The organism is Paenibacillus sp. MAH-35 (genome assembly GCF_058135425.1).
The window spans coordinates 56,101-73,736 of sequence record NZ_JBYUPU010000025.1 but is presented as its reverse complement, the minus strand read 5'-3'; the positions used below and the strand labels follow the sequence as shown (position 1 = coordinate 73,736).

The following is a 17,636-nucleotide window of genomic DNA, read 5'->3' as shown; positions in this document are numbered from 1 at the left end:
GGATGAACGACCGCGATTTAGATGTAGTTTTTCTTGGTAAGGAATCTCTCCTTTCCCTTGTTATTCCCGGGAACCGTTGGGATTCCTTAGCGTTAAGAAAAACGACTATTCGATGTAAAGCAAGGATGAACGACCGCGATTTAGATGTAGTTTTTCTTGGTAAGGAATCTCTCCTTTCCCTTGCTCGAAGCTCGAATGCCTCCCCTTACGTCACAGGCTGCTTTCTCGTTTGCCCCGGCGTCTCGCCGTACACCTTCTTGTACATCTGGATGAAGTAGGAGTAATCGTTGAAGCCTACCGAAGACGCCACTTCGGATACCGGAAGCGAACCGTCGCTTTCCAGCATCGCCTTCGCCTTGCTCATGCGAAGCGACAATACATACTGTGAGAAGCGGACTCCGGTTTTTTTCTTGAATATTCGGCTCAAATAAGTCGGATCGGTAAAAAATACGTTTCTCGCGATCTGCTCCAGCACGATATCGTCCCGGTAATGCTGTTCGACATAACTGATCAATCGATCGCCCAAATCGTTTTTTGTCATCGACAGCTTCCATTTGGCCGCCGCCTTTTCCACCGAGTCGCCGAGCAGATCCGCCGCTTCGTCGGCACTGCCGAATCCGTGCCAATCGGGAGTGTCCATGAACGAATCGGTCCGCTCACCGTTGCCGCTTGCGAGTTCGTTCAGCAGATTGACGACGCGGGTCGTCCGGTCCGCAATTTCCAGCAACAGCCGGGGAGGAAGTTCGCGGTCTACGATTTGCCGGATTGTCTGGCGGACCAGCTTGCCGGCCTCATCGCCGGCGCCTCTGCAGGCTTTGCGGTATAAGGAGGACTGCCACTCGTCCAGCTCGGTATGACTGAATTCGCTTACTGCCGTTGGCTCCTGGGGAGCGTATACGACAAGTCTCCTGTCGCACACAAACCGGTGCAGCAGCGCCTCCCTGGCTTCCCGGTACGCCGATCCAAGCTCGTCGGGGTCGTCCCGGCGCCGGCTCAAACCGACATCAATCCTGACTCCGGCCTGGTCAGAAAGACGGTGAACCGGACCGGCGAGCAGACTGACGCCTGCGTCCTCCCAGCCGCCGTCTGGCGATGACGGAATTTGCAGGTGAAGCACGATCAGATTCCCGTAACGTCTCGAGTGGGTCGCGACCGCCCGAATGCCGCTTTCGCGAAGTTTCCCGATCAGCAGCCGTTTGATGCAATCCCGCTCCCCAGCTTCGAATCGTACGACCGCAAGCGTATAACTTCCGGACAAGTCCGCCGGCGGGTCTTCGTTATCGTACAAGCTGGAGGCAAATTGACTTTCCAGCCTTTTCTCCGAAAGGGTAAGCGCTTTATCCCTAATTTGCTCGAGCAATTCCAACAGTTCCGCCTTGTCGACCGGCTTCAGCAAATATCGCTCCACCTTGTACCGGATGGCCTGCTGCGCATAATTAAAATCATCGAACCCGCTTATAATGACATTGATCGTATCCGGATAGCTGAGATACAAGCGTGCAGCCAGCTCGATTCCGTCCAGCAGCGGCATCCGGATATCGGACAGCACGAGATCGGCCGGACGCTCGCTCAACAGGCTCCATGCCTGCAAGCCGTCCTCCGCTTCCGTTACTTCCGCCTCGGGATTCCAGTTTCGTATCGTTTGCACAAGCGCCTTGCGGGCAAAATATTCGTCATCGACGACCATGATGTTCATCGCATGCCATCTCCTTTCACAGCGGGAATCGCCATCTCGATGCAGGTGCCTCCCTCAGGCCGCTGCGACGCCCTAATCCAATATTCCGGTCCGTAGTAGTGTTTAATTCTCCCATGTATATTTTGCAGCCCCAAGTGCGGACTCGGATTGTCGGTCTGCGGCGCCCCGGGCTCGGCGAACATGCCGTTCAGTTCCTCCAGCTTGTCGTTATCCATCCCGACACCATCGTCCTCGATCCGGATCTCGACGAACTGCCCCTTCAGCTCCATGGACAGCATGAGCAGGCCTCTTCCCCCTTTTGGCTCAAGACCATGGTAAAACGAGTTTTCCACCAGCGGCTGGAGCAGAAACTTGAGTATCTTATACGGGTACAACTCCTCCGAAATCGAATAGCGGACCTCGAATTTTCCGAAAAAGCGGATCTGCTGAATCGTTATGTAGTTGCGGATCTGTTCCAGCTCCTGTCCGATCTCCACCATATCGCCCGCTTTAATATTGTACCGGTACATGCTCGACAGGCTCCTCGATACGGCTGCGATTTCCTCCGAGCCTTGAAGCTCCGCAATGGAATGAATCGTGTTTAACGTATTGTACAAAAAATGCGGATTGATCTGCGCCTGCATCATATTCAGCTCGGCCCGCTTCTGCAGCTGTCCGGACAGCAGCTCCTTCTCCCGGCTTTCCTTCAGGCGGGCGATCATATCCTTGTAGCTGCCGATCAGCCGTCCGATCTCGTCATTGCGTTTCGTCTCGAGCGTTACCAAATCCCAGTTGTCGGAATCGACGAGCTTGATTGCCCGGTTCAGCTTGTTGATCGGGCGAATAAACCGTTTGGTCATCCAGACGCTCAGCAGAAAAGCGGCCAGCAAACATGCAAGACTGAGCAGCATATAATTACCCGTGTTTACCAAAAACGACCGGTCGATAACTTGAGCCGGAATGTACTGAATAATTTTCCAATTCGTCTGTTCGTTCACGACCATGCTGAACATATACCGCTGCTCCCCTCTGCCTAGATCGGCTTTCATTGAGATCCCCGCAGAGTTCGCGTCACGCTCCAGCAAAGCGGCGATACCGGTCATCTGCCGGTAGTCCCGGTTGTCCCCCGCTTCATGCGAGTGGTAAATCACCTGATCGCCCGCGACGACGATCGTTCCCGGTTCGTAGAAGCGGCTTGAGCTTCGATCGGAAGCGCTCCCCAAAATATTGATGATCGACTTGAAATTGATGTCGACCTTAATGAAGCTGTTCGATTTGCGGTCGGCATTCAGATCGGTCAACGTTCGGAGCGCGGATACGAACTGATCTTCGTTTTTTACGGTGCTGCTCTTGTAAGGAGCCGATACCAGAATTTTGCCGCCGACGGTCTCCCTGTCGCCAAACAGCGCACTGACCTGACCGATATCCGGCACTCTTGCGTTTGTGCTGTTGTAAATCATACCGTTCGGAGCAAGCAGCGTAATCGCCGAAATGTTTCCGTTCATAAGCACGAATTGATCCATCGCATGCTGGACATACAAATAATCGTCCAAATATTCTTTGCCGGTCTGTGATTCGTTTTTATTCATAATCGCTTGCAGCTTCGTATCGGTTAAATAAAAAAACGTATTTCTCGACACGGTCGATACAAAATCGCTCAGGATAACGTTAGTCCGGCTGTTCAGCTGACGCAGCACGTTTTCGTAATTGCTCCGTGTCTGGTAATACAAATTGACCCCGTACAGCAACAGCGCCGACAAGACGGGCACGGTCAAGATCAGGATGTAAGACCACAGCAGCTTGCTCTGGAACGATATCGGTTTTGATTGTTTATCGGATTTGAAAAAACTGGTCAATCCATCCCCGCCCTCTTGTCAACTTGCGCCGATTATTATGCTAGATCCGCCGCGGCCGTTTACGCACAATCAATGATCGGGCAGCCAGAACCTCTCCCTATTCTATCTTCGCCTTCTGCCGCGGACAATACCTCTATGAAATCTTAACGTTTCGGGAGAGTCTGCGTCAGCCTTGCGGACAACTTGCAGCCTTTTCCGTTTCTGCGCATTAAAAAAGGCCGTCCCTTCGGACGGCGAGGCGAACCCCCGTCATCAAGAGACGGCCTTTCATGTTTTAGCCGACTGCTGCAGCCGATTACGCTTGGTTTGGCCGCTTATGCCGCTTTCGCCTGCAGCTTCACCTGCGGATTGTTCCACAGCTCGATCCATTTTTTGATCGCCGCGATCATAATGATGATGCCCAGCACGAGCATGATGACGGACAGCGAGGCGTTCAGAACGCTATAGCCCGAGACGGCTTTGTTCAGATAGACGTTTTTAACCATCCAGAAGCCGGCATAGTTGACTGTAACGAACAAGTAGGCGAGCGGGATGAGACAGGTCAGCATATACCAGCGTTTGTCCGCAATTTTCAGAATGACCGTCGCCCCGACGATCAGCCCGATCGAAGCCATCAGCTGATTCGATACGCCGAACAGCGCCCATACCGAACCGATATCGCCCGACGTAAGCAGGTAACCCCACATGAAGCAGGCAAGCGCGCTTGCGAATATCGCGCCAGGCACCCAATCGACCCGCTTCAGCGGCTTGTATACTTCGCCGAAGAAGTCCTGGATCAAGTAACGCGCCACGCGGGTTCCGGCATCGATCGCCGTCAGGATGAACACCGCTTCGAACATAATGACGAACTGGAAGAAATACGATGACAAATGGCTGAACCAAGGGATTTTCGTGAAAATGTACGTCATGCCGACCGCCAGGGTAACCGCTCCCCCCGTCCGGCCTTCGAGGTTCAGCCCGATTTTCTCAGCCAGCTCTGGCAGATGGACGACATCCATACCGAGTGTCGCGAATACTTTGGGCGTCGAGTTGATCGCAAAATAGTCGGCCGGCTGCAGAGCCGTCGCCGCGATCAGTGCCATAATACCGACCAGACATTCCACCAGCATCGCGCCGAATCCTACAACCTTGATGTCGCTCCAGCGGTTGATCATCTTCGGTGTCGTACCGGAGCCGACGAACGCATGGAAGCCGGATATCGCGCCGCAGGCGATCGTGATCGAGATAAACGGCCAGACCGGACCGGGGAGGATCGGACCGCCGCCGCCAACAAATTCCGTGAACGCCGGGAAGTTGATGGACGGGTTAATAATGAATACGCCGATAATCAGAGCGATGAATACCCCGATCTTCATAAAGCTACTCAAGTAATCCCGCGGCGCGAGAAGCAGCCAGACCGGCAGCGCAGCCGCAAAAAATGCATAAATCGGCAAAATGTAGCCAAGCGTCTTCGAATCGAGCGTCAAGAGATCTCCGAGAGCCGTACCTTGAATGGACGGCCCTGCAAATACGCCGACCATAAGCAGGATGAAGCCGAGCGTGGAAGCGACCTTCAGGTTGCCCGTCTTTTTGTACAACAGCCCGACGCCCATCGCGATCGGAATCGTAATCGCTACCGCGAACGTGCCCCACGGGTTGTTCTCCAAGGCGTGCAGCACGACCATGGACAATCCCGCCATCGTAATCGTGATGATGAACAGCATCGCCAGTCCGGTGCAAAATCCGGCGACCGGTCCGAGCTCATCTTTGGCCACTTCGGAAAGCGATTTGCCCTGCTTGCGCATCGAGGCAAACAAGACGACCATATCGTGGACGGCGCCGCCGATCACCGCTCCGATCAGCAGCCAGAGCAGTCCCGGCAAGTAGCCGAACTGCGCCGCCAATATCGGACCGACGAGCGGTCCCGCCGCGGCAATCGCGGCAAAATGGTGACCGAACGTCACCCATTTATTCGTAGGGACATAATCTTTTCCGTCGTTCATCGCATGAGCCGGCGTCTGATTGGCGTCGTTTAGCTTCAGCACCTTGGCCGCCATAAACGTTCCATACAACCGGTACGCAATCATCAGTATACAGATCGAGCCAATGACGATTGTAATCGCATTCATTGTCGTGCTGCACCCCTTCTCTCGTTTGTAACCCGATTATAAAACTTGAAAACGCGCGATGGCCGTTTTCAGGTTAAGTTGCAGGAGAGGGAAGGCGAGTTGCACAGATGACTGGTTGAAATGCATGATCCGGCATTTGAACAGCATCGCTCAGAGTGTACGTTCGGCGCAACACGATTTATTAACGTGGAGAGCCTGATATTCAAAAGTTCAGAAGCTGCTTGATCTCTTTCATAAACGTCCGGCTGACGGGAATCGAATTGCCGTTGCGCACGATCAGCGTACAGGTCGAGTTAAACCAGGGCTGAATCTCGATGACGTTGTCCAGATTGACCAGATACGCGCGGTGTACCCGGACGATCGGGGAATGCTGCAGCTTGCGCTCCAGTGCGGTCAGCGCGTCGTTTACCCGGTATTGGCGATCCTCGGTCACGATGCTGGTCTTGCCATCCTCGAAGCAGATGTAGAGAATTTTATCGATCGGGATCAGCATGATCCGGTCGTCGACCGAGATTGGCAGACGTTCGATCCTCCCCGGCGGCTTGCCGGACGGACCGGGTGCGGCACCCGGCGGCTGGTGCTCCTTGCGCTCCAGCCGTCTGGCGATTTTGCTCACGGCCGTCTCGATCCGGCTTTCCTCAAAAGGCTTCAGCACATAATCGCTCGCCTCCAGCTCGAACGCCTGCAGCGCATATTCGTCATACGCCGTGGCGAACACGATCTCGGGCCGCCGTCCGCCCATTCCTTCGGCCAGCCGTTTCGCGACGTCCAGGCCGCTCTCTCCCTCGAGCTGAATATCGAGGAAGACGACGTCGGGCTCCAGCTCCCGGACCCGTTCAATCGCTTGTTCCAGCCGGTCGGCTTCGCCTACCACTTCCACCAATCCGGTCCGCCGCAGCAAATAAGCCAGCTCGCCCCGCGCCAGCGGTTCATCATCCACGATCAAAGCTTTCAACATGCGTCTCCCCCCAGTGCGAGTGATGAATCGGCAACCGGATCGTTACCGTCGTGCCGGCTCCCGGCTTGCTCTCGATGCGAAAATCTCCTTCCGACCCGTATAACTCATCGATCCGTTTGCAGATATTATATAAAGCGGTGCCGGTCCCTTCCAGCGATTCGACGGTCCGGCTGCCCAGCGCCGCAAGCAGCTCGCCGGGAATGCCTCTTCCGTTATCCTCGGTGACGAGCACCATTTTGTCCTGCTCGCGATACGCGCGGAGCATGATCTGGCTCCTCCCCGGCTCGGCGTGAGCCGGGAATGCGTATTTCAGCGCATTTTCCACCAACGGCTGCAGTGTAAAGGGCGGGACGCCGATCTCTTCGAGCGCCGGATCAATTTCCATGCGCATCGAATATTTATCCGGAAACCGGGCTTGTTCGAGACTGAGGTACGCTCTTACGTGCTCCAGCTCTTTGTACAGCGGGACGACCGTCTGGCGCGCCCCTTGCAGATTGCTGCGGAAAAATACGCTGAGTTGCTGCAGCAGCGTTCTTGCCTTCTCCGGGTCCATCCGGCACAGAGCGGATATCGTATTAAACGCATTAAACAGAAAATGGGGATGCACTTGGGCTTGAAGCGCTTTAATCTCGGCGTCCTTGAGCAGTCTGCGCTGTCTCTCCGCCTCCGCCAGCTCGAGCTGCGTGGAGAACAGCCTGCTTAACCCTTCGGCCAGCTCCTCCTCGGCTTGATCGAGCCGGCTGGGCTTTTTGTAATACAGCTTCAGTGTGCCGACGGTCCGCTCGAGCACTTTCAACGGCAGGACGATGGCGGCTTGCAGGACGCAATCCGGCTTGCTGCACTGAATCTGCTCGCGGGTCACGGCCTTGCCCGCGCTCCCCTCCTCCAGCACTTGCCTCGTCAGCTGTGTCGATATAGGTTGCAGCGCCACATGATGGTCCGACCCTGCCCCGATATGGGCCAATACATGATGCCGGTCCGTGATCGAGATCGCATCGGCATTGGTCTGTTTCCTAATAATCTCGGCCGCCTCCCGGCATGAATGCGGATTAAGTCCCTGACGGAAAAAAGGAAGCGTCTGGTCCGCGATCGTAAACGCCAGCTGCGTTTGGTGCGCGCGGGTTCTCGTCTCTTCCCGGATGATCGACTGAATGATCAGCATGAACAGCAGCGTGCCGAATCCGTTAATGAAAATCATCGGGACGGCGATGACTTCCACAAGTGCTGCCGCCGCATCGAAAGGCCGCGCCACCAGCAGAATCGTAGCCATCTGCGTACATTCCATCAGCAGCCCGATGACGACGGCACGCCATAACGCGCTGGACTCCCGCAAACGAATCCGTTTGCCGAGATACCCGGTAGCGATCCCTGCGAGTATGCTCGACATGCCGCACGCCACTGCCGTAAACCCGCCGAGCGTAAACCGGTGCAGACCGGCAATAAGACCGACACCCGTTCCAACGACGGGACCGCCGATCAAGCCGCCGATGACGACGCCCATTATGCGCGTATTCGCGATCGCACCGTCCGTCTCGATCCACGTCTGCCAGGCTTGCGAGGCAATCAGGCTGCCTCCCCGGATCTCCACACCGGTATAATTGCTAATAACGCCAAACGCTCCGAAGATGACAATAAGCCGGATTTTATCCGTGACGCCGTCTTCGTGGTTGACAATGTTCCGGAACGATTTCAGGCGCGAGAGCAGGATGGCCACAATCAGCAGGATGCCTACCCGCTCCAGCATCAGGGGGAGCAAGCTAATCATGCTTTCTCACCTTCTCCATGGGTTGTTAACGTGTCTATAAGAGGCTGTCGATTCAATGTGGACAACCAAGTGGAAAGGGAAAAGATTACCTTCTGGCGAATTTTGTCTGGAATCCCCTACCTTACAATCCTTATTCAATCAAGGGATTCCGGACAACCTGTTTGAGCAGAAGAAGGTAACTTTTCACTTGGAACGGCCTGCTAACACTTCTATACAATGAATCGACAGTCTCCTATAAAAGTTCTATTATTATACCCCACCTTTCCTGCTATCAACAGATCCGCTCGATCGAAACCGCTGGCCCGCCGCGTTCGGCGGCCAACAACATACAAATAGCCCGAAGCGCGCCGATCCGGCGGGGACCGGCATTCGCTCTCAGGGCATGGGAAAACGGGTTATAAGGAAGCAGGCTCTTCTCTTCCTGCTCTATTTCCGGCAGACTGGCCGGATTGTTCATCCGGGGACGGCATCGCTTTTTTGGCCCGGTATTCGAAGTAAGGCACCGCGCACAAGCACAATAAGGAGATGGCGATCAAGCCGACGAAAATCGGCCCCCGAAGACTTTCGACCGACAGCACGATCAGCAGCGTCGCGATCCGCGTTACGCAGATAAGCGTTTCTCTCCATACCAGCAGTCCCGCCTGACCGGATTTGGAATAAGGCTTGATCAGCTTGAACTGCATCGTATTCCACGCCGCCCCGAAGCAAAACATGCCCACCGCCGTCAGCAGATTCGAAACGATCAGCACCGGCTTGACCGGCACGAGCACGATCAGAAAGCCGCACGCAAGCAGCAGACAGCCGGCCCCCAGCAGCGTATGGTCCTGAAGCCGCAGCTTCCGGTAAGCGAGCAGTCCGAGCAGCGTGGCGAGCGTGTACAAGGCGTTCAACCCGGCAATCCAGAACTTGTTCTCCGTCACGCTGAAGGTGAAAATCAGCAGAAACAGCTGCTGGAATTGAAGAAACACGCCGGCCGCCAAATTCGAAGCCGAAAACCAGCGTAAGCTCGGATTGCCCGATACGACACTGCGATACCAGCCCAACACGGACGGTCTGACCTCCCGGATTTCCGCCCGAAGCGAAATTTTCGGCATCGCAAACGAGAACAGCAGCATCACCACGAGAAATACTAACATCAGCACGAATGTGCTGGAATATCCGAAATAATGAATCGCGATCGCCGACAGCAGCGGAACCGCCAAGGTCACAACCTGCTGAATGCTTCCCGCCGCCGTAAAATAGTGGCCCAGCTCCGCGCTGCTGCCGCTCATCGAGACGCTCAAGTTTTGCGCCGCGCTGAAAAATCCATACATGATACCAACAGGTATGCCTATACACGCTATCCAAACCAGCCGGTTGTCCAGCTCGACAAAGGAGAGCAGCGCAAAAGCGGTCCCGCCCGAGGCGGCCGAGATCCCCAGCAGCACCCGGATCGTGAACCGGGACAACAAATGCGCCGCGGCGGCAAATGCGAACGCCCAAGTGAAAAACATCAGCAGATTAAACCAGGCCACATCGAAAATAAGCCGGTGCTTCTCCCAAATAAACAAATTGACGAATATCCCCACATACACAAAAATCGTATAGCTCATCATGTTCATGACGAGCCATTTTTTCAATGCGCCTGACATCGCTGCTCCTCTTTCCGATCGTACTAAAGCGCTCCCGCCCGAACACGCTTTCCTGCGCGGGTTCCCGGCTCCCGGGAGTCCTTATCCAGTATACTATCGAAGCCGATGTTTTACATCGGGACGGCGGCTGCAGACGGATCTAAATTCGCGCGCGCATATATGCGGGCCGTCCCCTTGTGTCGACATATCGGGCGAAGGCGGCAAGTGGCCGAAATACGGCCCGAACTCCCGGTTTTCATCGATTCCTCCGGTACTACGGTTGCCTTTTCCGGTACTTTTATTACTACTTGGGCGAGAGGACGGCCTGGGCGACAGGAATCGGAGCGGCGGCGCGGAAATACATGTTCCAACGAACCGAAGGAGGCTGTACGATGAGCGGAATTCATATTCATCCGCACGATATTTTGGACGAAGGCCCGTCCGCGATTATGGAACGGGTTGGGCGGATGGACGGGGTCCAGTATTTGCTGCCTGAGATGAACACCATTTTCGAGCGCAATCCGTATCCGTCGGGCGTGCTCCCGCATAATCCGGTCCATCCGGTCGTGATGGGGACAGGGACGTTCCATGTCCCGATGCGTACGCGCGAATTGTATCCGCGGCTGTATCAGAAGGAAGATGCAACGCTCTCGGAAGGAGCCGATTCGCTGGCGGTTTTGCTGGAAGCGGTTAAAGGAACGTCGTATGAGGTCGTGCCATGGGTCAATTTGCTGAACGGTCATTTTAAAGGGGATGTGGAAGCGAACGGGGTTTTCGACTTCCGCGGACGTCCGGTTGACCATTGGCTGTGCCCGAACGGGCCCGATGTCGTCGGCATGTGGACTGAGGTGCTGGCGGCCACGAGCGAACGATACGGCTGCACGACGTTTTTGCTCGACCGGATTCGTTACCCCGATTGGGCCGGCAAAACGGTCAATCCCAGCGGCATCTTCAGCTGCTTCTGCGACCGGTGCCGCGCCAAAATGGACAATCAAGGCATTAATACCGATCTGCTGCAGCTCGATATGGTGCTGATCGCTTCGCTGCTGTCGGCCAAGCAGTTCGATCAGGCTGTAGATGTGATGACGACGTCCGAAACTATGCAGGCCTGGGTGCGGTTTAAACAGGACAACGTTTCCGAGTTTATCGAAAAGCTGACCGCTTCTCTGGCGGAGCTCAATCCGTCCATCGTCTGCTGGCTCGATCTGTGGCCGCCATCTTACGCCTGGCTGCTCGGCCAGGACTATACCCGGCTGACCCGGGTGTCTCCGGCGCTCAAACATTTCCCGTATCACAAATTGGGAGGAGGCGCGGACGTCCAGGGATTGATCCGTTATTTCGCCTCGACTCTGGAAGAGCAGGAACACGCATTCCGCGCGTTTCAACGGCTGTTCGGCATGAGCTATCCGATAACGTACGAGCAGTTTGTCCGCCAAGGCTTCCCGATCGAATTCGTCGGCATCGAAAATGACAAGGTGCGCCGCCAGTCGCAGCCGGGCACCTATATTTTCAGCGGCATCCAGATGTGGAATCTGTCCACCGAGGAGCTTACGCAAGCGATCGGGGAAGCCCGCCGCAGCGCCGCGGACGATTTGTTGTATTATTGCTACGGCTGGGCCGGCGAGGAATTGTTCGACGCGGCCGGCGCCAGCAGTGCTCGGGAACGGCGTTGAGCCGTTAAAGCGGATTAGGGAAGGCGTGGCGGTTGGCGGTTGGCGGTTGGCGGTTGGCGGTTGGCTCCTGAACCATGCTGATGACACCATGCACCGCAAGCTTGCCGAACCGAGGCAAAAAACAAATAAGAGCCTTTTGTGAGGCTGTTGATTCATTGTGGACAACCAAGTGGAAAGGGAAAAGATTACCTTCTGGCGAGTTTTGTCTGGAATCCCCTACCTTACAATCCTTATTGAATCAAGGGGTTCAGGACAACCTGTTTGAGCAGAAGAAGGTAACTTTTCACTTGGAACGGCCTGCTATCACTTCTATACAATGAATCGACAGCCTCTTTTGTACCCTCTATCTTCGGCATATGGGGAAGTTGAGCGATAATAAAGGCGGTTTGCGGCTCTTATTTAGCCCGAATGTTAGTAAAGTACCATTAGTGGCCGAATATACGAGCTGCAAAACGCTCTTATTTTCCCGACAGCCCCGATTTCCGGTAAAATAAGGGGTACAAACCACCCTAATCGTCATTTCCACCGTCCACCAGGGCAGCGTTGCAATCCATCCTACAAATCCTGCGACAGACGCACCATATCCGTCACCTGGATGCCGTTCTCGAATAAAGGTTCCTCATAATGACGCAGGAAAAAGTCGCGGTCGATCCCGACCATGCGGAATCCGCACTTCTGGTACAACGCCAACTGATCGACGCTGGAATTGCCGGTGCCGACCTCGATCGTCTGATACCCTTCTTCTCTTGCCTGCCGAACCGCATGCCGGACCAGCTGCTTGCCGATCCCTTTCCCCTGATGCTCTTCGCGGACGGATACGTTGACCAGTTCCACCGTTGCCGGCCTCGTAGGCAGCAGCACGTACACGCCGACGATTTCGCCGGAATCGACCGCCACATAACTCGTTCCTCTCTGCAAATAACGTTCAACCAGCTGCTTGGAAGGGTCCGCATTCAACAGCAGCTCCATAGGCGGTTGTTCGCCTTCCCCCAACATTCGAATATCCATCCTAATCTCCTTTCCTAGTCCAACGCTACGTAAAAATCCCAACACTTGTACGAGCAGATTTTACCGAAGTGGCCAGTTTGACGCAGACGGGGCGGTTGGATGTACTAGTCGGCATATAACAGGCGAGCAGTGGTCGTTTGGCAAATTGTTTTGGTCGCTGCAAATGAAGATAGAGGAAACTTTACTTCCGCTAATTCGTCGAGCAAACTCTTTTATGGTCGTTAGCGGAAGTTTTATTTCCTCTATACAAAGGATTCCTCTGTATTTCAAGCAAGTTTCCATAAATAACGGAAATAATCGTTCCGCTATCCACCTTTCTGGACGGTTTCAGTCACAGTAGCGGAAGTCTTTCTTCCGCTACTCGCTTCACCCTGCACACCCCCTTGCTATCCTCATTCAGCGTGTAGGCGTAAATTCATTCGCTGCCAGATCCGGACACCGATCTCCGCTGCCCATACGTTGGTAGATTTATCCGTTGGTCTAATTTCGAGGTCTGGCACTAGTCCTATCTCTATCCAAGCTCGTTACTCGTGATGGCTGGCGCCGCCCGCCCCCATAGCGCGAATATACTCTTCCGGCGACCGTCCGAGCACCGCTTTGAAATCTTTGATGAAATGGGCTTGGTCGTAATAGCCCAGATCCACCGACAGCTGGGCCCAATCCGGAATCAGCCCCTTCTCCATCTGCATCGCCGCTTCGTGAAGCCGATACCGCGCTGTTCTATGATTTACATTAACAAACGGATTGCGGACTGTGCAACATATTACGATGACGCTCGAACCGGTCGGCGACTGCACCAAACTGGTGCTCGTCAACGATCAATGGACGCTCAACCACCCGTCTCAAGCCAAAACGCCGGAATCGTGGCCAGTTGTGCTGAGCAATATTAAAACATTGGCGGAGACGGGCAAGACTTTGAATTTGGGCTGGTAATTTCGCTATAGAGGTACTTGTTCTCACTGTAAAGTGGGGAACACAATTCTCGGGTTAGAGTTCCAAGAAGCTTCCTTTCCGTTTTGTGGGGGGAGCTTCTTTTTTTATATCTATCTCCCTGTCTTATATTTATTTGAGACTAGACACTTATTGATTGCTGTTATTTTACATGTGTGAAAGTCTATTTTTCAACGCAACAATGTTCCACGAACAAACTAATAATGGTATTATTTCGGTTATTAAAATACTCATGTGTTTATATTTAATAAAGGCGGCTGACCCTATGAACATCCAAATCAAAAACTTGTCCAAGCAATACGGCAATCACCATGCACTTTCCCAACTTAACCTGTCGATCGGCTCCGGCATGTTTGGTCTGCTTGGACCTAACGGTGCCGGTAAAACGACGCTGATGAAAATACTTGCAACATTGCAAGCGCCTTCAAGCGGCGAAGTTCGGTTCGGAGAGTTGCTTCTCGGCAAAGACGATCATGAAATTCGCTAGCTTGTCGGATATTTGCCGCAGCATTTCGGTCTCTATGAACGATTAACCGGCGAGGAGTTTCTCGATTATATCGCCATTCTGAAAGGAATTAAAAACGCAGCCGAGCGCAAAAGACAAATCGACGCCGTGCTGGCCGAAGTTAATTTATCGGATAAGCGGCATGTCCGGATTAAAACCTTTTCCGGCGGGATGCGTCAGCGGGTCGGCATCGCACAGGCACTGCTGGGCAATCCGCAAATTATTATTACTGATGAACCAACTGTCGGACTCGATCCGGAGGAGTGAATCCGGTTTCGAAACATGCTTGGCGAACTAAGCGTCGACCGGATCGTTCTGCTGTCCACCCATATTGTCGGCGATATTGAGACCAGTTGCACCGAACTAGCGGTTATGCACACCGGAAACCTATTGTACCAGGGACAGCCTGAGGCGCTGCTCAACCAGATGAAGGGAAAAGTGTGGACGACAATCGTAACCAGACAAGAATGGGCGGATATGCGTACGATGAAACACATCCTTTCCCAACGGACGGTGCAAAAAGGTTACGAGCTCAGAGTCTTATCCGGCGACGAACCAGCCGGCCAAGCATCACCCGCGTCGCCGAATCTCGAAGATGCCTACATGGCTCTAATAGGAGGGCACTCTATTGCATGAATGGCTTTATATGCTGCGAACCGAGCTTCGTCTCCTGCTTCGCGGGATTACATTCAAAATAACCATCGCGCTCGCAGCCGGTTACGCCGTACTGATCTATGTTACCGTTAAAGATCTGGCGTCGATTCTTCATTGGGGGTACTTTATAAGGCAGTTCCAATACTGGTTCTTGTTTCCTGTGACCATGCTGGCCATAGTCTCAAGTGTTTATAAAGCGAGAGAGGATCGGATGACGACCGTCGATCAGCTATTGCATGCCTTGCCGTACTCCAGCTATAAACGGTTAAGCGGCAAGCTGGCTGCCATCCTGTTTCCCTTTATTATCCTATCGGCAGTTCCCGTTGTTATCTGGTTGACAGGCCGAATGGACATAGAGCCATCTGAACGTATGTACGTTGCGGTTATGCTGGCCTCGGCATCCATCCCTCTAGCATTTATCATTTGCGCCGGCTTTGTAGCCGGTTATGCGATCAAAGGCCGGATCTCTTATGCGATTGCTCTGTTGATCTGGTTTGCTTTTTCACCGCTCGGATTAATGGTTTATTACCCGGGGACACCGATTGCAGTCCGGGATTTTCTTAACGTATTTATTCCGTTTGGCTACTACATGGATTACTTCACCGGGTTCAATACAGACATCACCTTCTGGCTGTATCGCGGGTTTTATTTCGCTCTGGCCGTCTCCTCCGTTCTGTTGACTCTAGCGCTCGTAATACGAAAACGTAAAGAACAGGCTCATCTCCGGCTCCCCGTTACCTCTGTGCTTATTACACTATCCCTTGCCGTTGGGACGGGAGCTGCCTTTTTTCATATGCAACAGACGCGGATGCAAGCTTCCGTTCGCGAAGCGGAGCGAATAAAAGCCGATGAGCTTCTTCTGCCCGACCAGCCGATGGATGGAAAAATAACGCCGCTGCCCGCTTACCGGGTGAACCGGTACGAGATCGAAGCGAGTCTTTTGGACGACAAGATGGAGTTCCACGTCATGATGAACGTTGAGTCAACCGGGCAGCAACTTATCCGTCAATTGGAGCTCACCCTATGGGACCAACTCGATCTCAATACGGTCCAAGTGAACGGGCAAGCGGCCGACTACAGCCGTCAACACAATTTCGTTACCCTTACTCCAGCGGCACCGCTTGCTCCAAACAAAGAAACGGACATTGTCATGACGTATAGCGGAGCGATCGACGAGTGGCGCCCGATGCGGCCATATCGGCAAACTTATGAGGTACTATCGCCTCTTTATACAGCAAACCAGAACAAACTATTATTGCCGAGTCACACCGCTTGGTACCCGCTACCCGGCAAAGTGGTGGCACAACAATCGTTCAAACCTAGGGAGATGTTAGAAAATAATATTGTTCCATACGACAATTTTGAAACGCTATACTCCTTATTCGAACCGGCTCATTTTCTTGTAACTGTAAATTATCCAAGCACTATTCAATTAGAAAGCAACTTGAAAAAGATTAGCGAAAACGTAATAGATGATACTCAGTCCGTTCACTTTGAAGGTGCCGTATATGGAGTATCATTGTTTGGCGGCAGTTTGAAAACGATCGCGCATGAAACACCAGAGTTGAAAGTTAAGGCAATCGCAAGCAAGTTGATCTCAACCGACCATATGAAACAATTTGTTAGAAGTTATCACCGGTTGGCGGCAGAGCTGTCCCGAATACTACATATTCCGATACCGGATAAAGAAATAACACTCGTCATTGTAGACAATGCCACCACCAGCGACAATATCCGCCAAACCGATTCGATCGTAAGAGTTAGCAAATATGTATTGCCGGAAGCGGATTTTGATTTTTCATCACCTACAGCAAATTTTATGTATACGAATATGCTTAGCTTAAACGTAGGCGATGTATTTTCGGCTCACACCCTGTTATCCAGGGACAACCAAAATCTTTGGGCCTTTATGCTGAAAGATTACATGTCGCACAAAGATTCTCCTCCGTACCGGTTATCTGAAAACGGGAGCAGATATAGGACTTTAGCCGAATCGTTTCAGAAAATCGAGGCGTATATGAATGCTCACTCTAACGAGGAAATCGAAGCAATGATTCGACGGCTGCACAAAACCATTCGCGACTATCCTCTGGAAAACGTCGATGTAACTACTATACTGAAGGGTTAGGCTGTGATCGGATTTGGACTTGAATGGAATGTTGAAGCGGTATTACTTGCACGGGAAAATAATTAGCTCCGGGATCGTCTGGGCTGCTATTGCTTTCGCAGCAGCACTCGCCGTCATTTGCTTCTATTTGCCGGAGCTTGGACTGGTTAGGACCGTTACGGTTAAAAATATCCGGATCGCCTACGAAGTGGCCTTTCCCGTATTCACAGTACTTATATTCTCCCAACTGCTCGCCGAGGATATGGAATCAAAAGTGATGCTGTGGCTGAAGTCGCTCCCCATCCATACCTGGAGCTTATTATTGGAGCGATGGCTGATGGGCGTCGCGCTCGTGCTGATTGTTTATGCAGGCTCCATACTATCAATCAGCAGGTTTGTTATCCCGCTTGAATTTGGCGATTTCATGTGGTCGATTCTGGCTCCTTCCATGCTTCTCGGGCATCTGGCTTTATTGCTGACCGTGCTTGGAAGAAACGGCGTTGTCGGCATGGCGGTACCATTGTTTTACTGGGTGATGGAGATGCTTACGAACGGGCAAATTACGGTCTCGCTTTATTTGTTTAACGAGAGCTTTCCCAAATTCGGTATAGATCCGCAATGGAACCGCACTTTGATCTGGATTTGTTCGGCTTGCCTGCTCGTGTTAAGCGTTTTTGCAATGAGCAGTCGGTTTCGAAAATAAGGTTCGTTTTACGGCTTTTTTACGGCTGCCCATGCCGAAGTGCACAACAAACCCGGAAGCTCA

General features: G+C 53.1%; 12 protein-coding genes and 1 pseudogene. 5 read left to right on the top strand and 8 right to left on the bottom strand.

The genetic code is table 11. The features are described from left to right. Positions 1–205: 205 nt before the first annotated feature. From AC3Y2E_RS22915 to AC3Y2E_RS22890, 6 genes are all read right to left on the bottom strand, one after another. Positions 206–1,696, bottom strand: coding sequence for a response regulator (locus tag AC3Y2E_RS22915; protein WP_379214483.1), 1,491 nt, complete (start codon positions 1,694–1,696; stop codon positions 206–208). Next, complete coding sequence (locus AC3Y2E_RS22910; RefSeq protein ID WP_379214481.1) at positions 1,693–3,531, bottom strand: sensor histidine kinase; 1,839 nt, start codon at positions 3,529–3,531, stop codon at positions 1,693–1,695. The genes AC3Y2E_RS22915 and AC3Y2E_RS22910 overlap by 4 nt, the downstream gene beginning before the upstream one ends. Before the next feature lie 314 nt (positions 3,532–3,845). Further along, positions 3,846–5,639 (bottom strand): carbon starvation protein CstA, encoded by a 1,794-nt coding sequence (gene cstA, locus AC3Y2E_RS22905; RefSeq protein ID WP_332074603.1) that lies wholly within the window; start codon positions 5,637–5,639, stop codon positions 3,846–3,848. 202 nt (positions 5,640–5,841) lie between these two features. Continuing rightward, the gene (locus tag AC3Y2E_RS22900) at positions 5,842–6,597 is read right to left on the bottom strand and encodes a LytR/AlgR family response regulator transcription factor (RefSeq protein WP_379214479.1); all 756 of its coding nucleotides are present in this window, start codon (positions 6,595–6,597) and stop codon (positions 5,842–5,844) included. Further along, positions 6,572–8,362: a LytS/YhcK type 5TM receptor domain-containing protein gene (locus tag AC3Y2E_RS22895; RefSeq protein WP_379214477.1), complete on the bottom strand. Its 1,791-nt coding sequence runs from the start codon at positions 8,360–8,362 to the stop codon at positions 6,572–6,574. The genes AC3Y2E_RS22900 and AC3Y2E_RS22895 overlap by 26 nt, the downstream gene beginning before the upstream one ends. Positions 8,363–8,757: 395 nt before the next feature. Further along, positions 8,758–9,993, bottom strand: a complete 1,236-nt coding sequence (locus AC3Y2E_RS22890; protein WP_379214475.1) for an MFS transporter — start codon at positions 9,991–9,993, stop codon at positions 8,758–8,760. A gap of 371 nt (positions 9,994–10,364) precedes the next feature. Between AC3Y2E_RS22890 and AC3Y2E_RS22885 the strand changes: the two genes are divergently transcribed. Then, positions 10,365–11,645 (top strand): hypothetical protein, encoded by a 1,281-nt coding sequence (locus AC3Y2E_RS22885; RefSeq protein ID WP_379214473.1) that lies wholly within the window; start codon positions 10,365–10,367, stop codon positions 11,643–11,645. A 555-nt stretch (positions 11,646–12,200) separates the two neighbouring features. Here the strand turns inward: AC3Y2E_RS22885 and AC3Y2E_RS22880 are convergent. Next, entirely contained in the window at positions 12,201–12,653 is a 453-nt protein-coding gene (locus AC3Y2E_RS22880; protein WP_379214471.1) for a GNAT family N-acetyltransferase, read from the bottom strand. A gap of 524 nt (positions 12,654–13,177) precedes the next feature. After that, the gene (locus tag AC3Y2E_RS22875) at positions 13,178–13,336 is read right to left on the bottom strand and encodes a helix-turn-helix domain-containing protein (protein WP_379214469.1); all 159 of its coding nucleotides are present in this window, start codon (positions 13,334–13,336) and stop codon (positions 13,178–13,180) included. 70 nt (positions 13,337–13,406) lie between these two features. Here AC3Y2E_RS22875 and AC3Y2E_RS22870 point away from each other — a divergent pair, with 70 nt between their 5' ends. The 4 genes and pseudogenes from AC3Y2E_RS22870 to AC3Y2E_RS22855 all read left to right on the top strand — a co-directional run bounded on the left by AC3Y2E_RS22870 (position 13,407) and on the right by AC3Y2E_RS22855 (position 17,573). Then, positions 13,407–13,586 (top strand): SRPBCC family protein, encoded by a 180-nt coding sequence (locus AC3Y2E_RS22870; RefSeq protein ID WP_379214467.1) that lies wholly within the window; start codon positions 13,407–13,409, stop codon positions 13,584–13,586. 169 nt (positions 13,587–13,755) lie between these two features. Further along, a pseudogene (locus tag AC3Y2E_RS22865) lies at positions 13,756–14,376 on the top strand (ATP-binding cassette domain-containing protein). 361 nt (positions 14,377–14,737) lie between these two features. Then, positions 14,738–16,891, top strand: coding sequence for an ABC transporter permease (locus tag AC3Y2E_RS22860; protein WP_379214465.1), 2,154 nt, complete (start codon positions 14,738–14,740; stop codon positions 16,889–16,891). Between the two features lie 13 nt (positions 16,892–16,904). After that, positions 16,905–17,573, top strand: coding sequence for a hypothetical protein (locus tag AC3Y2E_RS22855; protein ID WP_379214463.1), 669 nt, complete (start codon positions 16,905–16,907; stop codon positions 17,571–17,573). Positions 17,574–17,636 lie beyond the last annotated feature (63 nt).

Bases quoted from the DNA above. Each gene is read 5' to 3' on its own strand.
- AC3Y2E_RS22890 (WP_379214475.1), bottom strand. From the start codon at position 9,993: ATGTCAGGCGCATTGAAAAAATGGCTCGTCATGAACATGATGAGCTAT.
- AC3Y2E_RS22875 (WP_379214469.1), bottom strand. From the start codon at position 13,336: ATGGAGAAGGGGCTGATTCCGGATTGGGCCCAGCTGTCGGTGGATCTG.
- AC3Y2E_RS22895 (WP_379214477.1), bottom strand. From the start codon at position 8,362: ATGATTAGCTTGCTCCCCCTGATGCTGGAGCGGGTAGGCATCCTGCTG.
- cstA (WP_332074603.1), bottom strand. From the start codon at position 5,639: ATGAATGCGATTACAATCGTCATTGGCTCGATCTGTATACTGATGATT.
- AC3Y2E_RS22885 (WP_379214473.1), top strand. From the start codon at position 10,365: ATGAGCGGAATTCATATTCATCCGCACGATATTTTGGACGAAGGCCCG.
- AC3Y2E_RS22915 (WP_379214483.1), bottom strand. From the start codon at position 1,696: ATGAACATCATGGTCGTCGATGACGAATATTTTGCCCGCAAGGCGCTT.
- AC3Y2E_RS22880 (WP_379214471.1), bottom strand. From the start codon at position 12,653: ATGGATATTCGAATGTTGGGGGAAGGCGAACAACCGCCTATGGAGCTG.
- AC3Y2E_RS22900 (WP_379214479.1), bottom strand. From the start codon at position 6,597: ATGTTGAAAGCTTTGATCGTGGATGATGAACCGCTGGCGCGGGGCGAG.